At 32.8% G+C, this 22,472-nt stretch carries 23 protein-coding genes; 21 read left to right on the top strand and 2 right to left on the bottom strand.

The genetic code is table 11. From position 1 onward, the window contains the following. Positions 1-108: 108 nt before the first annotated feature. The 14 genes from LJ207_RS09705 (at position 109) to LJ207_RS09640 (ending at position 12,778) form a co-directional block, all read left to right on the top strand. Positions 109-2,136, top strand: a complete 2,028-nt coding sequence (locus LJ207_RS09705) for a BglG family transcription antiterminator (protein WP_229346301.1) — start codon at positions 109-111, stop codon at positions 2,134-2,136. Between the two features lie 73 nt (positions 2,137-2,209). Continuing rightward, a complete protein-coding gene (locus LJ207_RS09700) occupies positions 2,210-2,689 on the top strand; it encodes a PTS sugar transporter subunit IIA (protein WP_229346300.1) in 480 nt (159 codons plus the stop codon). 10 nt (positions 2,690-2,699) lie between these two features. Next, entirely contained in the window at positions 2,700-2,993 is a 294-nt protein-coding gene (locus LJ207_RS09695; protein WP_229346299.1) for a PTS sugar transporter subunit IIB, read from the top strand. A gap of 21 nt (positions 2,994-3,014) precedes the next feature. Then, a complete protein-coding gene (locus LJ207_RS09690) occupies positions 3,015-4,472 on the top strand; it encodes a PTS galactitol transporter subunit IIC (protein WP_229346298.1) in 1,458 nt (485 codons plus the stop codon). Between the two features lie 167 nt (positions 4,473-4,639). Continuing rightward, positions 4,640-5,281 carry an L-fuculose-phosphate aldolase gene (locus tag LJ207_RS09685; RefSeq protein WP_229346297.1) on the top strand — a complete coding sequence of 214 codons (642 nt, stop codon included), beginning with the start codon at positions 4,640-4,642 and terminating at the stop codon, positions 5,279-5,281. Between the two features lie 33 nt (positions 5,282-5,314). Next, positions 5,315-6,337, top strand: a complete 1,023-nt coding sequence (locus LJ207_RS09680; RefSeq protein WP_229346296.1) for a zinc-binding dehydrogenase — start codon at positions 5,315-5,317, stop codon at positions 6,335-6,337. 473 nt (positions 6,338-6,810) lie between these two features. Then, a complete protein-coding gene (locus LJ207_RS09675) occupies positions 6,811-7,386 on the top strand; it encodes a GNAT family N-acetyltransferase (protein WP_229346295.1) in 576 nt (191 codons plus the stop codon). A gap of 26 nt (positions 7,387-7,412) precedes the next feature. Continuing rightward, entirely contained in the window at positions 7,413-7,736 is a 324-nt protein-coding gene (locus LJ207_RS09670) for a hypothetical protein (protein ID WP_229346294.1), read from the top strand. A gap of 23 nt (positions 7,737-7,759) precedes the next feature. After that, the gene (locus LJ207_RS09665) at positions 7,760-8,710 is read left to right on the top strand and encodes an ADP-ribosylglycohydrolase family protein (protein WP_229346293.1); all 951 of its coding nucleotides are present in this window, start codon (positions 7,760-7,762) and stop codon (positions 8,708-8,710) included. 20 nt (positions 8,711-8,730) lie between these two features. After that, on the top strand, positions 8,731-9,210 hold the full coding sequence (locus tag LJ207_RS09660; RefSeq protein ID WP_229346292.1) for a phosphatidylglycerophosphatase A family protein: 480 nt from the start codon (positions 8,731-8,733) through the stop codon (positions 9,208-9,210). Between the two features lie 189 nt (positions 9,211-9,399). Next, a complete protein-coding gene (locus LJ207_RS09655) occupies positions 9,400-10,509 on the top strand; it encodes an ABC transporter ATP-binding protein (RefSeq protein ID WP_229346291.1) in 1,110 nt (369 codons plus the stop codon). Between the two features lie 18 nt (positions 10,510-10,527). Further along, positions 10,528-11,193 (top strand): ABC transporter permease, encoded by a 666-nt coding sequence (locus LJ207_RS09650; RefSeq protein ID WP_229346290.1) that lies wholly within the window; start codon positions 10,528-10,530, stop codon positions 11,191-11,193. Further along, entirely contained in the window at positions 11,194-11,814 is a 621-nt protein-coding gene (locus tag LJ207_RS09645; protein ID WP_229346289.1) for an ABC transporter permease, read from the top strand. A gap of 16 nt (positions 11,815-11,830) precedes the next feature. Further along, a complete protein-coding gene (locus LJ207_RS09640; RefSeq protein ID WP_229346288.1) occupies positions 11,831-12,778 on the top strand; it encodes an ABC transporter substrate-binding protein in 948 nt (315 codons plus the stop codon). 60 nt (positions 12,779-12,838) lie between these two features. Here the strand turns inward: LJ207_RS09640 and LJ207_RS09635 are convergent, their stop codons facing one another. Continuing rightward, positions 12,839-14,104 (bottom strand): complex I subunit 5 family protein, encoded by a 1,266-nt coding sequence (locus tag LJ207_RS09635; protein ID WP_229346287.1) that lies wholly within the window; start codon positions 14,102-14,104, stop codon positions 12,839-12,841. A gap of 297 nt (positions 14,105-14,401) precedes the next feature. On the opposite strand from LJ207_RS09635, the gene LJ207_RS09630 reads away from it, so the two are divergent. Continuing rightward, a complete protein-coding gene (locus LJ207_RS09630; RefSeq protein ID WP_229346286.1) occupies positions 14,402-14,605 on the top strand; it encodes a cold-shock protein in 204 nt (67 codons plus the stop codon). A gap of 159 nt (positions 14,606-14,764) precedes the next feature. Continuing rightward, complete coding sequence (locus LJ207_RS09625; protein ID WP_229346285.1) at positions 14,765-15,601, top strand: DegV family protein; 837 nt, start codon at positions 14,765-14,767, stop codon at positions 15,599-15,601. Positions 15,602-15,677: 76 nt separating this feature from the next. On the opposite strand, the gene LJ207_RS09620 is transcribed toward LJ207_RS09625, so the two are convergent. Further along, a complete protein-coding gene (locus tag LJ207_RS09620) occupies positions 15,678-16,367 on the bottom strand; it encodes a hypothetical protein (protein WP_229346284.1) in 690 nt (229 codons plus the stop codon). Between the two features lie 183 nt (positions 16,368-16,550). On the opposite strand from LJ207_RS09620, the gene LJ207_RS09615 reads away from it, so the two are divergent. The 5 genes from LJ207_RS09615 (at position 16,551) to LJ207_RS09595 (ending at position 22,471) form a co-directional block, all read left to right on the top strand. Then, a complete protein-coding gene (locus LJ207_RS09615; protein ID WP_229346283.1) occupies positions 16,551-17,687 on the top strand; it encodes a pyridoxal-phosphate-dependent aminotransferase family protein in 1,137 nt (378 codons plus the stop codon). A 161-nt stretch (positions 17,688-17,848) separates the two neighbouring features. After that, entirely contained in the window at positions 17,849-18,349 is a 501-nt protein-coding gene (locus tag LJ207_RS09610) for a permease (RefSeq protein ID WP_229346282.1), read from the top strand. Then, positions 18,346-18,870: a permease gene (locus LJ207_RS09605; RefSeq protein ID WP_229346281.1), complete on the top strand. Its 525-nt coding sequence runs from the start codon at positions 18,346-18,348 to the stop codon at positions 18,868-18,870. The genes LJ207_RS09610 and LJ207_RS09605 overlap by 4 nt, the downstream gene beginning before the upstream one ends. A gap of 122 nt (positions 18,871-18,992) precedes the next feature. Continuing rightward, on the top strand, positions 18,993-21,530 hold the full coding sequence (locus LJ207_RS09600) for a sigma 54-interacting transcriptional regulator (RefSeq protein WP_229346280.1): 2,538 nt from the start codon (positions 18,993-18,995) through the stop codon (positions 21,528-21,530). A 437-nt stretch (positions 21,531-21,967) separates the two neighbouring features. Then, positions 21,968-22,471, top strand: a complete 504-nt coding sequence (locus LJ207_RS09595) for an NADH-quinone oxidoreductase subunit NuoE family protein (RefSeq protein WP_229346279.1) — start codon at positions 21,968-21,970, stop codon at positions 22,469-22,471. Position 22,472 lies beyond the last annotated feature (1 nt).

Below are 22,472 nucleotides of genomic sequence, written 5' to 3'. Positions count from 1 at the left end.
ATATTACAGTTTGGTCCACTATGGGCATTTTATTTATTATTTTTTTAATTAGTTCAAGTTCATTATACAATCAAGCATTAAAAAAATTATGAACCCAGGGTGATTAAAATGTTGGACTTACCCAACAAAAGAAGTAGAAAATTATTATCCATTTTATTAGAAACTAAAGATCCTTTAACAACTGAAAATTTAGCAAAAGAACTAGAAGTTTCTTCTCGGACAATTAGAAGTGATTTAAAAAAACTTGTTAATTGGTTTGAAGAAAGAGAAATCGAACTTATTATCAAAAGAGGAGTAGGTGTATATTTAGATTTGGATAATAAGAAAAGACTTAGTTTAGAAAAGAAATTATCTGTATTTAAATCTATTGATATTTCTTTAACACCTAACAAGAGACAGCAGTATATATTAAAGACTCTTTTGCAAAAAAATAATAAGATAACTATGGATAATTTAGCATCAGAAATGTTCGTTTCTAAAACAACTGTATTCAAAGATTTAAAAAAAGTAGATAAGTGGTTAAAACAACATAGACTCAAATTAATTAGAAAGAGATATTATGGTATATTTGTGGAAGGCAAAGAAAAAGACATGAGAGAAGCAGTTGTAGATTTGTTAAGGGAGTTTAAAGATGATAATGAATTAAAAATATTTTTTGAGTCTGATTTTAATATTAAGATGGATAAGAGAATTGATAAACAGACATATAATAAACTGAATCAAATTTTCCCGGGGATATCTTTCAAGCATATAGAGGTGATACTGGAGGAAACAGAAGAAGAACTAGGTTTTATTTTTGCAGATGAAACTTTTGCTGGTTTAGTAATTCATATTGCTATTAGTACTGCTAGATTGAAAAACAAGAAAAATATAAAAATGGAGCAAGAGCAGTTGGATAATTTGAGAGATAAAAAAGAATTTTTAATAGCCAACTTAATTGCAGAAAAATTACATGAAAAATTGGATATTAAAATTCCAGAAGCTGAAATTGGTTATATAGCTCTACATATTTTAGGAGCTAAAAAGCAGCTTAATTTAGAGGAAAAAAATATAGAATTAATACTGAAAAATACAGATCCAAAGATAATTAATATTGCTGAAGATATTATAGCTATGGCAGGAAACATTCTTAGTGTAAATTTAAAAAAAGAAAGGCAGTTATTACTAGGATTAGTTCTACACCTTAGGCCAACAATAAATAGATTGAAACACGGTATGAGCTTGAGAAACCCAATGATAAAAGAAATCAAAAAAAATTATGCAAATGTATATAGAGCTGCTTGGGCTACCAATATAATATTTGAAAATAAATTAAATATTAGTTTACCAGAAGCAGAAATAGGTTATATCGCACTTCATTTAGGTGCTGCTCTTGAAAGAAAAAACGGAGAATTAAGTGCAATAATAGTCTGTGGAAGTGGGATAGGGACTGCTCAATTGATATCTGCAAAATTAGAAAACGAAATTTCTAATCTGAATATTATTGGCGTATTTTCTATAAGAGAACTACAGCAAAAAAATTATAAAAAAGAAGTGGATGTAATAATTAGTTCTGTTCCACTTGAAAATTTCAAAGTAGATGAACTCGATTCACCAATTGTTTATATTAGTTCACTTGTAACAAGTAAAGATGTTCAATTAATTAAAAATAAATTGAGTAAAATAAAAATAACTAATACGTCCATTAAAGAAGTTTCTATTAACAAATTAAAAACTCTTAATAAATTGTTTAGTGAGAAGCTTTTCTTTTTAAATATTAGATTAAATTCAAAGGAAAAGGTTATTAAATTTTTGGCTGATAAGTTGTATAAAAGTGGTTGTGTAGAAAAGTCATATATTAAATCTATTATAGATAGAGAGTTGCTAATGTCCACAGCAGTTGGTAAGGGTATAGCAATTCCACATGGTGAAAATAAATATATTAAAAAATCACAAATTGCTCTAGCTACAATTGATAAGCCAATTGTTTGGGGAAATGAAAAGGTAGATTTAATTTTTCTTTTAGCATTAAAGAAAAAAGAAACAGCAGCTGATTTTTTTAGAATATTTCAATATATTGTTCAAAATGATGAGTTTTTAAATAAATTAAGAGATTTGGATGATATTGAATATCTAAAAAATATTATATTAAAGTAATTAATAAAATATTTTAAAATTAAGAATATTAAAAATATTAGTAATATTAGATTATATAAAGAGGTGATGAAAATTGAAAAAAACTTTTATAGATTTAGATTTAATCAATCTGAATCTTGAAGCACAGGATAAGATAGAAGCAATAAAAATACTGAGTGGAAAATTATATGAAAAAGGAAAAGTCAAAACAAGTTTTTTTAATGCAGTTTTAGATAGAGAAAAAAAATTTCCTACAGGTTTAAAGACAAAATTTATAAGTTTTGCTTTGCCACATGCAGATTCAAAACATGTAAATAGTGCAGGTGTTGCTGTCGGATTACTTAAAAAACCGGTCAAATTTAAGAGTATGGAAGACCCAGATAATAATGTTAATGTTAAGCTTATAGTTTTACTAGCTGTAAAGGACAAATCAAAGCAGGTAATTGTGCTTCAGAATTTAATAAAAATGATGCAGAACAAAATAACTACACAAAATATTTTAAGTAGTAATGATGATAAAGAATTATTACTATTATTTCAAAATAACTTATTTGTCAAAAATAATAATTATTAGGAGGTGTATTATGAAAAGCAAAAAGAAAATCATTGTGGCCTGTGGAACGGGAATTGCCACATCTACAGCAGTAAAAAGCAAAATTTATGATTACCTTAAAGAAAAAGGCATGAATGTGGAGATTGATCAGTGTAAAATTTCAGAGTTGAAATCCCAGATTGAAAATACAAAAGCTGATTTGGTAGTAACCACAGGACCAGTTGGAGGAAATTATAATCTACCTGTAGTGAATGGGGTTTCTTTTTTAACTGGTATTAATGAAGAAAAAACATTAAATGAAATTATTTCATATTTAAAAACTTAATAAAATTAGGGAGGAAATATAATGCAGCAAGTTATGGAAATAGTTAATTTTATTCTTGATTTAGGACCGAGTGTAATGATGCCTATTATTCTCTTTATTATGGCAGTAATATTTAGAGTTAAACTAAGTAAAGCAATTAGAGGTGCTCTGACAGTTGGAATGGGTTTTATAGGTATCAATCTTGTTATAGGTCTTTTAGTTGGCACTTTAAGTCCTGTTACACAACTAATGGTTGAAAATTTTGGTTTAAATCTTGATGTAATGGATGTTGGTTGGCCTGCTGCTTCGGCAATTGCATTTGGAACAACTTCAATAGTACCGTGGATTTTTGCTTTAGGAATATTGTTAAACTTTATAATGATAACTTTTAAGTGGACTAAAACTCTCAATATCGATTTGTGGAATTACTGGCACTTCATTTTTGGCTCTGCTTTTGTTTATGCTGCTACTGGAAGTTTGGCTTTATCGATTATAATTGGTCTTTTAACTATAGTAATAGTTTTGAAATTTGCAGATTGGACAGCACCTATTGTGCAGGATTTTTTCGGACTACCAGGAGTTTCTTTGCCTCACACAGATACGGTTTCATGGGCTCCAATTGGTTGGGTTATTAATAGAATAATTGATCATATCCCAGTATTAAACGAAATGGACGCAGATCCAGAAGCAATACAGGAGAAATATGGTATTATGGGTGAGCCAATAATGATTGGGGCATTCATAGGTCTAATTTTAGGATTGCTTGCTTATGGACCGTCACTAGCGGTTGACTTGAGGGCTAATATAGGTAGTATCATTAATACATCAATTACCTTAGGTGCAGTTATGTTGATTTTTCCAAGAATGGTTAGGCTGCTCATGGAAGGTTTGATACCAATTTCTGATGGTGTTAAAGAATTTTTGAACAAAAGATTTCCAGGAAGAGAGCTATATATTGGCTTGGATGCTGCAACAATTATTGGCCATCCCGCTAATGTAGCTGTAGGACTTTTACTTGTTCCAATAACAATTTTGTTAGCAGTTTTATTAAGTTTAATAGGAGCAAATAGAATGTTACCATTTGCAGATTTAGCTGTTTTACCTTTCTTTGCTATCTGGGCTACTGGATGGTCTAAAGGTAATATTGTCAGAGGAGTAATTATTGGTAGTGTTTTTATGATCGGAATTTTAATTATCGGAACATTTTTAGCTCCAATGGTTACAGATTTGGCTATACAGGCTGACTTTGCAATACCAGAGGGTACAAATTTAATATCTAGTTTAGATGTAGGGGCTCATCTTTCATCTTGGGTTTTGATGGTTCCTTTTGTTTGGAATACTCTAAGTGCTCAAGGGACAGCTTTTTTAATTTTTTCAATGTTCTTTTTCATATTCACAATTTTCTCTTATATTGTTTTTGCATATAAAGCAATAAAAGATGATCTTAAGGAAGTTAATGAAATTAATGAATTAGAAGAAATAGAAAGTTCATGGGGTTAAAATGATTTATCAAATGGTTCGTGCTTCACTTGGCCCGCATGGAAGGTGGTTACTTGAATTAATTCAAAATAATCAGTTATTATTTATTTCCTTGGGGTTGTCTGTAATATTTATCGAAAAATTAATAACTAATAATTGATTTAAACTTAATATGGAGGTTATTATCTATGTTGTTAGAGAATGAAAGAAAAAAGGTAGTAGAATATGGGAAAAAACTTATTGAATCTGGATTGACTAAGGGTACAGGAGGAAATATTAGTGTTTATAATGCTGAAAAAAATTTAATGGCGATAAGTCCAAGTGGTATTGACTATTTTAAAACAGAGCCAGAAGATGTTGTAGTTCTTGATCTTGATGGGAAGGTTGTAGATGGAAAAAGGAAACCTTCCAGTGAGTATCCAATGCATAAAATATTTTATGAAAGAAGAGAAGATATAAAAGCAGTAGTTCATGCTCATTCAATTTATTCTACAACTATTTCTGTACTAAGATGGGAAATACCTGCTTTATCATATTTAATTCCTTTTGGTGGTGGTAAAAAAATCCCCTGTGCTGATTATGCAACTTTTGGAACACAAGAATTAGCAGAAAAAAATTATAAAGCTATGGAAGGCTATAATGCTTGCTTAATGGCAAACCATGGTCTTTTGGCAGGTAGTAAAGATATTGAAACTGCATTTATGATAGCCGAACAGGTAGAATTTATTGCGGAATTATTTTACCGCACTAAGGCAGTTGGAGAACCAACCATTTTAGATGATAAAGAAATGGAGCTTATGATTGAAAAATTCAAAAGCTATGGACAATAAATAGTTTAGTTAAAATTAGAGAGGGATGATAAAATGAAGATTGCTTTATTTAATGGACCAAAAGACGTATCAATTAAAGAAACGGAAATTCCAAATGCTAATCCTGGAGAAATTGTTATTAAAAATAATATTGCGTTAACTTGTGGAACAGATGTAAAAACTTTTTTAAGAGGTCATCCATTATGGGATCCTCCTGCTCCATTTGGACATGAATCAGCTGGTGTAGTATATGAAGTTGGAGAAGGTGTTGATGATTTTAAAAAAGGAGATAGAGTAGTAGCTCATAATTCCGCGCCATGTAATGAATGTTATTATTGCAAACAGGGACAGCATTCAATGTGTGAAAATATGACTTGGAATTTAGGGGCTTTTGCAGAATATCAAGCAATACCTGCAAATATAGTAAAGCAAAATGTTTTTCATATACCAGATAATATGGATTTTAAAGAAGCAGCACTAACTGAACCATTTGCATGTGCAGTCTATGGAACTGCTGAATCCAATATTCAACTAGGTGATTTTGTTGTGGTCAACGGAGTTGGGCCAATTGGATTGATGTTCGTTGCTTTAGCAGTAAGAAAAGGTGCCCATGTTATTGCAACTGATCTTTCAGAAAAAAGATTAGAAAAAGCAAAAAAATATGGAGCTGCTGAAGTTATTAATGTTAAAGAGCTTGAAGATCAGGTTAAAGCGGTAAGAAATCTTACACCTGATAATAGAGGTGTAGATGTTGCTATTGAAGCTGTTGGTCTGCCTGATGTTTGGGAAAAAACAATTAATATGACTAGAAAAGGCGGCATAGTCAATTTATTTGGAGGGCCTAAACCTGGAACTTCTATTACAGTTGATACCAAACTATTACATTATTCTCAACTGACATTGAAAGGAGTTTTCCATACTACTCCCAAATATGTTGAAAGAGCTTTTAATTTAATAAAAGACGGAGTGATTAAAGCAGAGGATTTTGTAGAAGCAGAATATAGTTTAGATGAGATTGAAAATGCAATCCTATCTCATAAAAAAGGTGAAGTGATAAAAAATAGTATAGTGTTTTAAAATCTTATAAATTTCAACAAAAAGATATATGCTTTTCTCAAATGTTTGTATATTAGGCAAACATTAAAAGAAGAATTCCTCTTTGTTATTTAAGAATAAAAGCTAATATAAATAGCAAATAGACTTGCTCTTAGAAACTTTAAATTAGAAGATTTAATAGAAGTTGGTCAAATGGAAGCAATGTGTTGTTTATAATGCTGCAGAATATTTCCAGATTGACTGGAAATCCATTTATAGATAAAAAAATATAATTTGATAATCTTTTAGAGCAAATCTAAATAGAAGTCCGGTTTAATTGCCGTTTGGTTGATGGTAGTTGCTCCGGGCTTTTTCAATTTATTCTTCTAATAAGCAGGAAAAAATAATAGGATGAAGAATCAATTAAGTAAGTATGCTTGGAAAAGATTGGTGGAGAAAGTCTATGTGATTTTTTACTGAGCAGCTTTAGATCATATAATCTTAGGAGTGGAAAGATGAAATCAAGTTTTAATTTTAAAGAAGTTAAGTTTTTATCTGCTGATTACAAGAGAATCAAAAAACTATATAAAAAAGCTTTTCCTTCTGAACAGAGATTGCCTTTATGGTTTTTATCTTTAAGGGCATTAAAAGCTAAAGTTGAATTTCTTGCAATTTATTATCAGAATGAATTTATTGGCTTTTTTTATCTGGTTAATCATCAAGAAATAACCTTTGTCCTGTATTTAGCTGTAGCTGCAGAGCACAGGGGAAAAGGCTATGGCAGCAAAGTTCTTTATGAGTTAAGTGAACTGAAAAAAGGCCAGAAAATAATTTTGGATATTGAATCACCTTATGAAGATGCAGCTAATTATGAGCAGCGAATTAAAAGAAAAAAGTTTTATTTAAAAAACAATTATAATTTTATCGGTTTAATTATGGAAGAAGATAAAGAGAAATACGAAGTTTTATCTCTGGAGGGGAAAAAAGTAGAGGAAGCAGAATATATTACTCTGCTTAAAGATTTTTATACACCAATGTTATTTAGGATTTTTAATCCTAAAATATACAGTCTTAACAAAAAGAATCAATAAAATATTGGCAAAAAGAGGAGCTTAAGATGTTTAACAAAAAATTAAAGGTCTCAATCATTAGTGGAGCACTCTTAGGAATCATCTGCATAATCGGAGGAAGTATTAGACAGGGTTTTAGCGGAAATGAATTATATCTTTTTGCACTCTGGTATAATAGGTTAATCATGGGATTTTTAATCGGCCTGACTAAAATAGAAGCAGGTAGTCTGGGACTGATCAAAGGTGGGCTGCTCGGTTTAATGGTTTCTTTGGCCTTTTTCTTATCAACAGGAATGACTGATTTAGTATCATTTTTAGCCGGGATCGTTTATGGGGTCATTATCGCTGCAGTTGTCAGGCGGTATCAATAGCCAATAATTAAGAAGGTGAAAAAATGAGTGCTGAGCTTAAAGAAAAACTTAAAGCCGGGATTATTGCTCATCTTACAGCTGATGCTCTTGGTGTACCTGTTGAGTTTAAAAGTCGAGAAGAATTGAAAAAAGATCCTGTTCAAAACATGAGGGGTTATGGCACCTATTATCAGCCGCCTGGTACCTGGTCTGATGATAGTTCTTTAACTCTCTGTCTTTTGGGATCCCTAATAAATGGATATGATCTTCAAGATCAAGCTGATAAATTTATCAGCTGGCTTTATGATGCCTATTGGACTGCTAGAGGTAGAACCTTTGATGTGGGTAATACTACTCGGGAGTCCATCTCTAAGCTTAAAGCCGGTCAGCCTCCACTTGCTGCAGGTGCAGGTGGAGAAAGAGATAATGGTAATGGGGCTTTGATGAGAATTTTACCTTTGGCTTTTTATCTTCTAGATGCTGATAAAGAAGAACGATTTAATAAAACAAAAGAAGTCACATCTATAACCCACAGTCATCCTCGTTCAATTTTAGGCTGTTATATTTATATTGATTTTGCAATTCGAATTATTGAGGGGGCTGAACTTCAAAATGCCTATCAAGCAACAGTAAAACATATTAAAGACTTTATTCAAGCTGAACCTTATAAAGTAGAGCTAAAATATTATAAAAGAATTTTGGCTGGAAATATAAAAAGGTATAGAGAAGCTGAGATCAGATCAAGCGGCTATGTTGTTGATACACTTGAAGCAGCTTTCTGGGTACTTTTAAATAGCGACTCTTACAGCTCTGCTGTATTAAAAGCTGTAAATCTCGGTGAAGATACAGATACTGTTGCAGCAGTAACAGGTGGTTTAGCGGGAATATATTATGGATATTCTGATATTCCTACTGACTGGCTCTTAAAACTGGCCAGATTAGATGATGTCTTAGAGCTTATCGATAAATATTGTGAAAAAAGATTAAGAACTTAAATATATAAAGGAGTGTCTAAATGGAATCATTATATGAAAAATCAATCGAAGTTTTAAATAATAGAGGAGTAAAGGTAAAAGATATTGCAGAACTTGTTAAATCATTACAGGAACCTTTTAATCCAGAAATAACTTTAGAAACCTGTAGTGAAAATGTAGAGGCAGTTTTAAAAAAGCGGGAAGTAGCCCATGCAATTTTAACCGGAGTAGCTCTTGATGAGCTAGCTGAGAAAAAACAGCTGCCAGAACCTATTCAGACTATTATTGATACAGATGAAGGTCTTTATGGTATTGATGAGATCCTTCCTCTTTCAATTGTAAATTTATATGGAACAATTGGTCTAACCAGTTATGGATTTTTAGATAAAAAGAAATTCGGAATTATAGAAGAACTTGACACTAAAAAGAATGGTAAGGTTAATACTTTTTTAGATGATTTGGTTGCAGGGATAGCTTCTGCAGCAGCAAGCCGTTATGCTCATGGTGAAGGAAACGAATAAAGATAATAGATTAATCTAAAATCCTCTTCTAAGCAGCTAGATTTATTATCTGCTGCTTTTAGAGGATTTTTTGTTTGCAATACTTGACAAAGCAATCTCTTGGGCTGTATACTTTATTAATAAAAATTCCTATTAAAAGGCTATGATTTTTTTAGCCTTTTTTGCTAAATCTTTCAGAGGTGTAGAGAAATGATTAAATTAGAAAATCTGAGCAAAACTTATCAGGGTGAAGCAAAAGCAGCAGTCTATAACCTTAATTTAGAGGTTGAAGAAGGTGAAATCTGTGTATTTGTAGGTCCTTCTGGTTGTGGTAAAACTACTACTTTAAAAATGATCAATAGATTAATCGAGCCCAGTTCGGGAAATATTTACATAAATGGAGTTAATACTGCAGCTCAAAAAAAGAGTGAACTGAGGCGAAAAATTGGTTATGTTATCCAGGAAATAGGGCTTTTCCCCCACATGACAGTTAAAGAAAATATTGCAACCGTTCCCCTTTTATTGAAGTGGGAGCAAAAAAAGATCGATGAGCGGGTGATGGAACTACTTGAACTAATCGGTTTAGATGCAGCTGCAAATATAGATAAATATCCCCATGAATTATCTGGTGGTCAGCAGCAGAGGGTTGGAGTTGCCAGAGCCATGGCAGCAGATCCCCCAATTATGCTTATGGATGAGCCCTTTGGAGCAGTAGATCCAATTACAAGAGCTGATCTGCAGAATGAATTTTTAAGACTGCAGAAAAAAATTAATAAAACTATCTGCTTTGTGACCCATGATATAGATGAAGCAATCAAAATGGGAGATAAAATTTTGATCATGAATAAAGGAAAATTGATTCAGTATGATAGCCCCAAAAATATATTGTCTAAGCCCCAAAATGAATTTGTAGAAGATTTTATCGGTTCAGATCGGGCTTTAAAGGTTTTAAATTTAATTCATGTAAGTGAGATCATGGAAAGCGATTTTGACTTTGCAGTGCTTTCTGATGACTACCATAGTTTGATCAAAAAAATAAAGCAGAAAAAAAAGAAATACCTATTAATAACTTCTGCAGATAAAAAATTGGCTGGCTATGTAACTTTAAGGTCTTTAGAAAAAAATGGACATAAAAATTGGCAGAAGTATATTAAAGCAATTCCTGCTGTAAAAAAAGATGCCTCATTAAAAGATGTTTTCAATCTGATGTTAGAAAAAGAATTTACCATATTTCCGGTTGTAGATTTAGAAAATAAATTACTGGGCAGGATAAACTTAGATAATATTAAAAATCATATCAGTTTTGAATATCAAGAATAATTTCGGGAGGGTTAAAAGATGTCTGTTATTAATTATTTTATCAGCAATATAGATAATATTATCGACTATACTTTTGCCCACCTATATCTGCTTTTGATCTCAATAATTTTATCCCTGTTTCTCTGGTTGAGTCTGGGAATAATTATCAGAAACAAGAGTAAAACAGCCAAAACATTGATCGCTTTTGGTAGTTTTATTATGGCGGTGCCTAGCATCTCATTATATGGGATTTTAATGACCATTCCCGCCTTTGGCTTAAATATTAGAAGCGCTGTATTTGCTCTAGTCTTATATTCGATGATCCCTATTTTGAGAAATGTTTATACAGCTTTAAATGGGGTAAATCCAGCTATTATCGAGTCTGCCAGGGGAATGGGTATGACAGAGCGTCAAATACTCTGGAAGGTACAGCTGCCCCTTGCTTTACCCGTTATAATTGCTGGAGTAAGGGTAGCCCTTGTAATGATGGTCGGGATCGCAACTCTGGCTGTTTTTATAGGGGAGAGAAATTTAGGTCAGCTGATCTATCAGGGGATTGTTAGAACCAGAACCGAAATGATTATAACAGGGGCCATCTTGGTTTCATCTATTTCGGTAAGTGTTGATATCTTAATGGGTTTTCTAGAAAAGAAATTCCTTTCACCAGGGGTTTTAAAAAGTCTTAACCTGGGGAGGGATCAATAAATGTTAGCTGAATACTGGCAAATTTTTGTTGATGATGGGATAAGATTGATGATCCAGCATTTAAGACTGGTATTTGTTTCGGTTTCAACTGCTATAATTATTGCCCTACCGATAGGTATAATTTTAAGCAGAAACTTTATAAAAAAACATAGTGAAAAATTAATTTTTATCTTCAATATAGCTCAGGGACTACCAAGTTTGGCTGTTATAGCATTGGTACTGCCCTTTTTGGGAGTAGGTTTTGTACCTGCGGTGACCGCTTTAATTATCTATGCTCTATTACCTATTATTAGAAATACCATTGCCGGCTTAAATAATATTGAGCCTGAAATTATAGAAGCCGCTCGGGGAATGGGAATGACCCCTTTTGAAATTTTATATAAGGTTGAATTACCCTTAGCCCTACCAATTATAATTGCCGGTATTCAGACAGCTGCTGTGGTTACAGTTGGCACAGCTGTGGTATCTAATTTAATCGGAGCAGGTGGTTTAGGCCAGATGATTTTTACAGGTTTAGCTATGTTTGATAGACCTAAGATCCTGCTGGGATCTTTATTAGCTGCCTTTATTGCAATAATCTTAGATCGTTCATTTGAGCTTTTAGGAAAAAAATTAAAATAAGATAGGAGTTGGATTTATGTTTAAAAAGAAAAAATTAATATTGTTAATCGCTGTTTTGCTTCTTTTCTCAGCTTTCTTTCTGGGAGGCTGTACTCAAGAAGAAGTCGCTGGAGAAAAAGAGACGATTAGGATGGCGACAAGTGTTGACTTCTTGGAAAGGGAAGATGGGATACCAGGATTAGAAGAAGAGTATGGTTTTAGATTTGATCGAGATGCTTTAAGTACAATCCAGATTGGTTTGAGCTATGAGGCTTTAGATTCTGATCAAGTTGATGTAGCGATGGGTTATGCTACAGATGGCAGAATTTCATCGATGAATTTAAGAATGCTTAGAGATGACAGAGGATTTTTCCCCGCTTATAATGTAGCGCCTCTTGTCAGAGGAGAAATACTGGCTGAATATCCAGAATTAGAAGCTCTAATCAATGAATTAAGCGAATTATTTACCGATGAAAAATTGATAGAGCTTAATGAAAGAGCAGATGTAGATGGTGAAGAGCCAGATCAAATAGCAGCCGATTTTCTTGCAGAAAGCTCCCTATTAGTTGAAGCTGCAGCAGAAAAAGAAGGAGCAACAATTGTTGTTTCTTCAAAAAACTGGACAGAACAGCTGATTTTAGGTAGTATTACCGTACAATTATTAGAAAACCATGGCTATGATGTAAGAGATAGAACCAGTTTAGGCTCAACAGCTGTTTTAAGAAATGCAATTGAGTCAGATCAAATCGATATTTACTGGGAATATACAGGAACAACTTTGATGACAAGTATGGGAGAAGAAGGTATAGTAGGTGCAGAAGAAGCCTATACAAAGGTAAAAGACTGGGATAAAGAAACCCATAATATCCACTGGCTTAATTTTGCAGAAGCTAATAACACCTATACATTACTGATGAGAGAAGAAAGAGCAGCAGAATTGAATCTACAAACTATCAGTGGTTTAGCAGAATATATCAATGATTAAAGCCAAAAACAAATAGCTATAGACAAAAAAAGGGCTGGTGAATTTTCACCAGCTCTTTAACTATCTTTCTAAGCGTGACATAATTGGATAACGGATCAGATAAGCAACAATAAAATAAATAGCAGTTGTAAATAGCCCGCTAAGATAGTGGAAATCAAAATGGGCCTGAAGATAATAATTTGCAGTTAAAGCAAGTGGAATCAGCAGCAAAGCCGGGACAAGCAAAGAAATATTTTCTATCAGATTCGGCTTATAATTGCTGCTTACTTTAGCTTTAAAATCAAAGTCATTATCTTTAAGATCTTTAAAAATAATAACCCACATTATCTTAACTGAATAAGCAACTGTTAAGATACTGCCGAGGTGTAAAAGAAACTCAAACATTGCTATTGATTCAAGTGAATACTTGATAAGGTGTTTACTATTATAACCTAAAAATAGTGGAACTGCCATCAAAGACAAAAAGGCCAGGATGGTGCTTGCTGCATTGATTTTCTGTTTCAGTTCACACCGTTCAAAATCGAAAATAGAGGTAGAATTAAATTCTTTAAACCAATTTCCGGCCCCATTAAATAAGGTCGATTTTGCAAAGGCATGGGCTATAATATGTAAGATAGCACCTGTATAACCATAAATATTACCACTGCCAATCGCCAGAGCGATAAAACCAAACTGGCTGATCGAGCTGTAGGCTAAGATCAGCTTATAATTTTTTTCTTCCAAGGCTTTGATCCCACCATAAAAGATCATGATAACTCCCATATAAAGCAGAACTCTATTGCCCTCGGTAATTATTTTCAATAAAGCTATATAACCTAATTTAGCAACCCAGGCAGATGAAATCGCACAGAAAGTGGTAGAGGCCTGTCTATATACATAAGGAACCCAGAAATGGAGCCCAATCAAAGCACTTTTTACACCAACACCGATAATAAACATCAGCTGCAGCCAGAACTCGTTAATTGCTCCAATTTGAGTATAGCCATTTGTATAAGCAATAACCACAGTTAGTAGTAAAAAGGCCCCGGCAATAAATTGAATAACAAAATATTCCCAGGCAATATTTTTATTATCCCAGACCAGCATCAAAGAAGTAGCTAAGGTAGCCATTTCCCAGCCAACCATAAATAAAAACCAGTTATTTGTAGTTATAACCAGACTGAAACTTAATATGTAAAAAATAATTAGTAGATAGAATGTGAGCTTGTTTTTCTCGATTTTTCGCCAGGCTGATAATGAAGTAAATAAGGTAACTAAAATACCAGATGTTAATAATAATAAATTGATATTATCAAAAACAAAGTTGCTGTCTAAATACTGAGGCATGTAATTTCCTCCTGAAATTATTTTATTTCTCTTAAAAGTTAATCTCTATAATTGTCCTATCAATTTAAAAGTAAAACTTTCTTTAAGAATTATATCATAGATTAAGGGAGCAGAAAAGATAATTAGCTAAATTAAAAATAAATTATTATTTTCAAACAGCAAAAATTGAACTTAAGCAAGGGTAAAAAATCGATTCGCAATATTTGACAAATTATAAAATGAATGATATATTATAAACACTGAGTAACCTAAAACAGTTACATTACTCAGGTTAAAATTTAGGAGGAAGATATTAATATGGTTTACACAGGTACAGTAAAATGGTTTGACGAGAAAAAAGGTTATGGATTTATTGAAAGAGAAGATGGAGACGATGTATTTGTACATTTTTCTGCCATTGAACAGGAAGGTTTTAAAACCTTAAGTGAAGATCAAGAGGTAGAATTTGAAATCGTTGAAGGAGACCGTGGTCCTCAGGCAGAAAATGTTGTTGTTATATAGTAACAATTAAGCAATTTAAATTAAATTAGAATTTAAATGCCTCGGCTATTAATTTAGTCGGGGTTTTTATTATTTCTCCAGAATAGTTGATTTTTACCTTAACAATAGATAAAATATATATAGATTGTTAACTTATATAGAATTTTGGAGGTAAAAATAATGAATTCAAAAATTGTAGTAGATAGCTGCTGTGATTTGAATGAAGATATTAGAGAAAGATTTGATATCTCCACAGCACCCCTTAGCATTGATATAGGAGACAAAAAATTTATTGATGATCAAAGTTTAGATAGGGAAGAACTTTTAAAGACCATGCAGAAAAGTAAAGAGGCTCCAAAAACCGCCAGTCCTTCTCCAGAATCATTTTTAGAATTATTTAGAGGTCATGATACTGTATTTGTAGTTACTTTATCTAAAGAACTGAGTGCTAGCTATCAAAGTGCTCTGCTGGCAAAGCAGATGATAAATGATGAAAATGAGGATATATTTGTCCATGTTTTTAACTCCTATAGTGCTACAGTAGGAGAAACAATGATAGCCTATAAAATTGGAGAATTGATCGAAGCAGGTTATGAAAGAGAAGAAATAGTTAAAAAAACCGAAAAATATATAGCCGAAATGGAAACCCTATTTGTTTTAGATTCACTCGATAATTTAATCAAAGCAGGAAGAATGAATAAAGTAAAAGGAAAAATAGCTTCCTTTTTTAATATTAAACCAATTTTAGCAGGGGCTGAAGATGGGACAATTATGCTATTAGATAAAGCTAGAGGTAGTAAAAAAGCAATCAAGAAATTGGTTGATAAAATAGGTGAGAGAGGAAAAGATCTAGAGCAGAAAGTTCTCGGCATTTCTCACTGTAATGCCCTTAAAAAGGCAGAGTATATAAAAAAAGAGGCCCAAAAAAGATATAATTTTAGAGAAGTTATTATAGTTGATACAGCCGGGATAAGCACTGTTTATGCTAATGAAGGTGGAGTTGTACTGGCTTTTTAAGTTTTTTTATAAACTAAAAACACCTGAAAGTTTAATCCTCTCAGGTGTTTTTCTACTTGATTTACAAATTTATAGTTTAGGATTTCCAGGCTCTAACGAACATGGTTAATCCCTGGAGGAAGAAACCTCCTGCTACCCAGTAATATACCAGTTCTGGATTTGCAATAATCATTATACCAACTGCAACATATATTAAACCTGAAAATATCTGACTTATTTTTTCCGTTTTACCAGCTTCTTCTGCCATTTTGTCTACCCCCCGAATAATAGAGTCTCTTTTATAATGTGAAACAACCATTTTTTTGGGATCAACTGCTCTTAAATGTTCTTTAACCTCATTCCAGAAATCCGGAAAAAAGATTATATTCAAGAAAATACCACCTAAAAGTAGACTTAATAAATAGGTAGTACTTGACCAATAATCTCCCCAGGATAATAAAAGTCCTATTTCATCCATAAACAGGCCCATACCGATTCCGTACATCAAAGCTGTATCTCTCTTGTCAAAATAATCAGAACCAATTATAGCAAACCAACCGGCCAGGGCAATTAAAAATATCCCTATGAACAAATGATGAATATGGTAACCAAATAAAATTATATTTGTCCCAATATAAAAGCGGATCTCACCAGCTTTAACCGCTTGAGATGCAGCACTACCTGCAGCACCAGCGATAATAACAGCCAGGCGGATAAATAAAAATGAAAGCAAATACGAGATTGTTATAATAAAAGGGATTGATTTATCTTTATTCTCTTCTGTCAAAGATAGATCACCTCCAGAAAAAGATGAATTTTCTTTGTTAGTTATTATAGGGTAGTTGAATTATTATTGCAAGTTACTCGGTTATTTTTAAAGTTTTTTGCTTATTTTAATCAAAACTATTGACAAGACCCGGCTTTAAATTATAAGATTTATATTACAGCTTAATTTTTAGGAGTGATTTATGTGAATAACCTTTTAATTATGACACCTGGGCCAACAGAGGTTAGTGAAGAAGTCAGGCGGGCAATGAGCAAAAAGATTACCAATCCTGATCTAGACCCAGAATTTTTTGATTTTTATTTAAATGTTTCTAAAAAGTTAAAAAAAGTAGTAAAAACTAAAAATGATATGATTATCATGAGTGGAGAAGGAATCTTAGGTTTGGAATCTGCCTGTGCTTCACTGATTGAAAATGGTGATAAGGTTTTAGTTTTGGCTAACGGCATTTTCGGCAGCGGCTTTGCAGATTTTGCCGACCTTTATGGTGCTGAAGTAACTAAATGGGAGTTTCCCGATGATAAAGCAATTGACAGCAAAGAATTAGAAAAAAAGCTCAGCCAGAATAATGATTTCAAATTTGCCACTTTTGTTCACTGTGAAACTCCAACTGGAGTCATTAATCCGGCAGAAGAAATTTGTGCTTTACTAAATAAGCATAATATCCTCTCTGTTGTGGATGCAGTTTCCTCTATCGGTGGAGTTGAAATAGATGTTGACAGCTGGGGGATCGATATTATTTTAGGTGGTTCACAGAAGTGTTTATCTGTACCTCCCGGTTTGACCTTTATGAGTGTCAGCACTAAAGCCTGGGATCTAATAAATAGTAGGGAAACAGCTGTGAAAGGTTATTATACCAATTTACAGCACTGGCAGAACTGGTATCAAAAAAAGAATTTCCCATATACACAGGCTATTAGTGATATTTATGCTCTTGATGCTGCTCTTGACAAATGGCTGGCAGATAAAAAAGTATATTATAGACACAGTAGAATAGCCGAAGCATTAAGAAAGGCACTTTCTAGATCCGGTTTAGAAATATATGCAGACAATGGTTACTCTGATACTGTAACTGCCCTCAAAGTTCCGGAAATGATCGACTTTCAGGAATTAAATCAGCATATGACAGAAAAATACAATGTCATGATTGCAGGCTCAGTTGGCAAATTTAAGAATAATATATTTCGGATCGGTCATATGGGTGAAAATTGTTATGAAGAAAAAATTTATCGAACTTTAAAAGCTTTAGACCAAAGTCTTCGTGATTTAGGTTATCAGCTGAAAGATAAGATTTATAAAGTATTTGTTGATCAAATAGAATAAGAAAGTTTTAGTCTTTAATCCTCTTCTGCTAGGCAGGTTAATATATAGCCCTGTTCTAGTTAGAAGAGGATTTTTTAATTAGTTCAATAAAAGTTCAATGTGATATAGCTCATTGACTTTTATTTAATAATTATCTAAGCTTTACATAGATAGTTTAATTATTGACTAATTTGGGGGATAATAAAATAGTAGCTTTAATTATTAACTTAACAGCTTTAATATTATTGGCAGTTTCATTTAAATACAGCACCAAGAAGTCTAAAAAGGCCCTAAAAATTGCTTTAAATAAAGGTTTAGAGCTTGCTCCTGCTTTGATATCAATTGTGGCGGTAATTGGAATCATCTTTGCCTTTTTACCCCCAGAGGTGATCAGAAACTATTTGGGAGCAGATTTTAATTTAATTCAGGTTGCAGCAGCAGCCCTATTTGGGGCTGTGATGATGATCCCCAGTTTGATCGCTTTACCTTTGGCAGGTTCATTGATAGATGCAGGAGCCTCCTATACACCTGTTGCAGCTTTTATAACGACCTTGACGATGGTTGGTTTTGTCACAATCCCGGTTGAAATAAAAGAGCTAGGTAAAAAAATAACATTTTACAGAAACTTTTTTGCTTTAATATTTGCGGTCATAATTTCATTTTTGATTGGGGTGTTTATGTGAAAACTAAATCTAAATTAACTAAAATACTAAAAATAATTATTTTTTGGCTTGTGATTGCCTTCTTATTTCAAAGGTTTTTTCCGGAGCGTTTTCCCCTGGCTCAGGAGATGTCATCTAGATATATTAAAGAAATGCTTATGATATTTCCGGCTGTTTTAGTTATTATGGGTTTGGCTGATGTCTGGGTACCAACCTCTTTGGTTAAAAAATATCTGGGTGAAAAATCAGGTTTGAAAGGAAAAATATTTTCTTTTTTTCTGGGTACTTTACCAACCGGTCCGATGTATATCGCCTTTCCAATTGCAGGAGAGTTGTTGAGAAAAAAAGCCAGCCTAAGTAATGTCATTATATTTTTAGGAGTTTGGGCATCTTTAAAAATACCTCAATTGGGAGTAGAAATCCAATTTATCGGGCTTAAATTCTCTGTTTTGAGATTTATTTTTACAAGCATTTCTATCCTGCTAATATCAAGTCTTATGGAAAAAATCATTAAAGGGGAAAACTTAGAATTAAATAATTAAATACTCAGCAATTAATGGACCGAGCCTGCTTTTTAGCAGGCTTTTTTGCTTGCTGTTTTTTAATTAGCATGATAAAATTTAAGATAGAGGATTTAATTTAACACCAAAAGGTGGTGCTTTAATTGTTCATAAATATTTTAAAAGAATACTGTCATGAATGTTATGCCTGTGTTCGGAATTGTCCTGTCAGTGCAGTTAAGGTTAATGATGGTAAGGTTGAAGTTATAGAAGAAAGATGTATTCATTGTGGTAAATGTGTAAATTTATGTTCACAAAACGCCAGAGAAATAGTAGATCAGAAAAATGAAGTAATAGAACTGCTGCAAAAAGAAGATAATTTAGCAGTTGCTCTGGCACCAAGTTACCCTGTATACAAGCTTTCCTGGCAGAAAGAAGACTGGTTTAACTTTTTATCTAAGCTGGGATTTAAAAATATTTATGAAGTAGCCTGGGGAGCAGATTTAATTAGCGAAAAATATACAGAAATTTTGCAAAATAATGATAAAACTTTAATTTCTTCTGCCTGTCCGGTGATTGTCAATTTAATCAATAAATATTATCCACAATTAAGTGCTAATATTATAGAGGTAGTTTCACCGATGAAGGCCCTGAGCCGCTATATTAAAAAAGAAGGCCCATCAGCAAAACTTGTTCTGGTAGGACCCTGCCAGGCAAAAAAAGTAGAGCTTGAAAGTGAAGAAAATATTGCAGCTGTTCTGACTTTTAGCGAATTATTTTCAATTGCTGAAGAGCTGGATATAAGGGTTGAAAATAATATTGAGCCTGAATTAGAAAGTTCGGCTGATAAAAATGATATTTCTAATTCGGCCCGTTCTCTGGCGGTTGGAGGAGAATTACTAAAAAAAGTAAGTGCCCAGCTTGATAATTCACTTCATATTGAAGGAGAAAAAGAAGTTATAGAATTGATGGAAGCCTTAAAGGCCGAAAAAATAGAATTAGAATTTGCCGACCTACTATTTTGCAAAGGCTGTATTGATGGAGTTGATTTAAGTTCAGAAAATTATTTTCTTAAACAAAAACACTTATATCAATATCTAAAGACAAACAGTTATTTTAATCAGTATAACAAAGATATTGCTGCTCACTTAGATCTTTCCGCTAAATATCAGGCCGAAAATATGGTGCTTAAAACACCATCTGAAAAAGAAATTTGGCAGATCTTAAATAAAACAGATAAATATGAAGAAGCTGATCTGCTTGATTGTGGTGCCTGTGGATTTGAAAGCTGCCGGGATAAAGCAGCTGCAGTTATTCACGGTTTTGCTGATGTTAAAATCTGTCTTCCTTATCTGCTAAAAGAAAAAAGAGGAGAATTAAAAGAAATACAAAAAGTAAATAAAAATCTTAACCTCATAATCAGTTCTTCTTATGATGGGATTATGCTTATAGATAAAGATGGTAGAGTCGAAAAAATAAACAGTTCTTATCTGCAAATGTTAGGCCTTGAATTAGAGGAAGCTAAGGGTAAAAAGATTTCTCAGCTAGAAAAAAGATTAGGTCTTTATCCTGGGCTTGATTTGCAGAGCTTAAAAGAAAAAGAGCAAATAACCTTTGTTCAAAATCACGGTAAAAATAAACGCATCCTTTTAACCGCAAAAGCAATTAAAGATCAGGCAGCTAAACTTGAACAGATCATAATAAATGCTCGTGATCTGGCCGAAATTAGTTTTTCTAATTCGCAAAACGAATTAAATGATCAGGATATTCCCGATTATCTTGTTTCTAAATCAAAAGAGATGAAAAAGATCATCAACCTTGCGGCAAAAGTTGCTGAGACCGATTCTACGATACTGATCACAGGTGAATCGGGAACCGGAAAAGAAGTAATAGCAAAATTTATTTATGAACAAAGCAATAATGAAGGTGATTTTGTTAAGATCAATTGTGCTGCAATCCCCACCAACTTATTGGAATCAGAATTATTTGGTTATGAAAAAGGAGCCTTCAGTGGAGCCCGCAAAAGTGGTAAACCCGGTTTGATCGAAGAGGCAGATAATGGCACCCTGTTTTTAGATGAAATCGGAGAACTATCACCTAATATGCAGGCAAAATTACTGCAGGTACTTCAGGAACACAGTGTTTATCGCATAGGTAGTGTAAAACCTAAAAAGGTAAACTTTAGACTCATCACAGCTACCAATAGAGATCTAGAACAGATGGTCAAAGATAAAGAATTTCGTGAGGATCTATATTATCGTTTAAATGTATTTCCGATCAGAATTCCTCCACTCAGAAAAAGAAAAAATGCTATACCGGCTTTAATTGACCATTATCTATCGATATTAAAAGAAAAATATGATAAAAATATTAGTATCAGTGAGAGAGCAGTAAAATTATTTATGAAATATGACTGGCCTGGAAATGTAAGAGAACTTAACAATGTTATTGAAAGGCTTGTCATAACATCGGAAAAACTGCTTATTGATTATCAGGATGTACTTGCACTTTATGGTGAAGAATTTAAAACTGAAGGGATCTCGGTTTCTTCTCTTATGCCGCTGCCAAAAGCGGTAGCAGAGGTGGAAAAAAAGATCTTAGAAATGGCCCAGGAGAACTGTAAAAGCACCTATGAAATGGCAGATATGCTTGGGGTCAATCAATCTACAGTGGTAAGAAAGTTAAAGAAATACTTCCATTAATGCAAAACCGCATTATTGCAATGCAAGAATGCATTAATATTAATTGACCTAAGCTGTACTATATTTCACAATAAAGCGCTTAATATTCTGAAGATTCCGCCAAATATTAATGCAAAAATGCATTAATAATCTTATAAAATAAGTCAAGTTTTAAAAAAACAGCTAATAATAAGGTAAATATTTTGACTATTAGAAAAATTATCTTTTGAAAAGAGGTCATGAACTTTGAGATGACGGCTATTTGAAGATTTTTCGAATTATATTAAATAATTTATGGTTTTTTGCTCTTTTGGCACACAATATGCATATTATGTAGTTGAGTCATGTGAAATATTTCTTTAAAAATTAAGTTTTTGCTAACAAAGAAAGGTAGTAAAATTTTTACAAATTAAAGAGAAAAATTTCACAAAACAAATTAAATTAAGGGGAGGTTTATCATGTCAGTAATTGAAGCAAAAAAATCAGAAGAATATCGTGAAGAGATTGAAGCAATTTTGGCGAAGTATGAGGGTGATGGTTTTGCCTTGATTGAGATCCTGCATGAAGCACAGGAATTAATCGGCTATCTTCCTAAGGATGTACAAAAAATAGTTGCAGATAATTTGAATATGGCACCTACAACTGTCAGCAGTGTTATTTCATTTTACAATTATTTTTCTGATACACCAAAGGGTGAATATCAGGTTGCATTATGTAAGGGAACAGCCTGTTATGTAAAGGGAGCAAAAGAAATCATCGAAAAAATTGAAGACAGATATGGAATAGCATCTGGTGAGACCACTGAAGATGGAAAGTTATCTTTAGAGGTTGTGCGCTGTCTTGGTGCATGTGGTCTTTCACCTGTAATGACTGTAAATGGAAAAGCACATGGGCTCTTAAATCCCGAAAAAGCTGTAACAATAATCGATAAATATTTAAATAGAGAAATGGAGGAGGTATAAG

Origin of the sequence: Halanaerobium polyolivorans, assembly GCF_020711195.1 — a bacterium.
GTDB classification, from domain to species: Bacteria; Bacillota; Halanaerobiia; order Halanaerobiales; family Halanaerobiaceae; genus Halanaerobium; species Halanaerobium polyolivorans.
The sequence above is the reverse complement of the archived record's forward strand: the minus strand, read 5'-3'. Positions and strand labels throughout refer to the sequence as shown.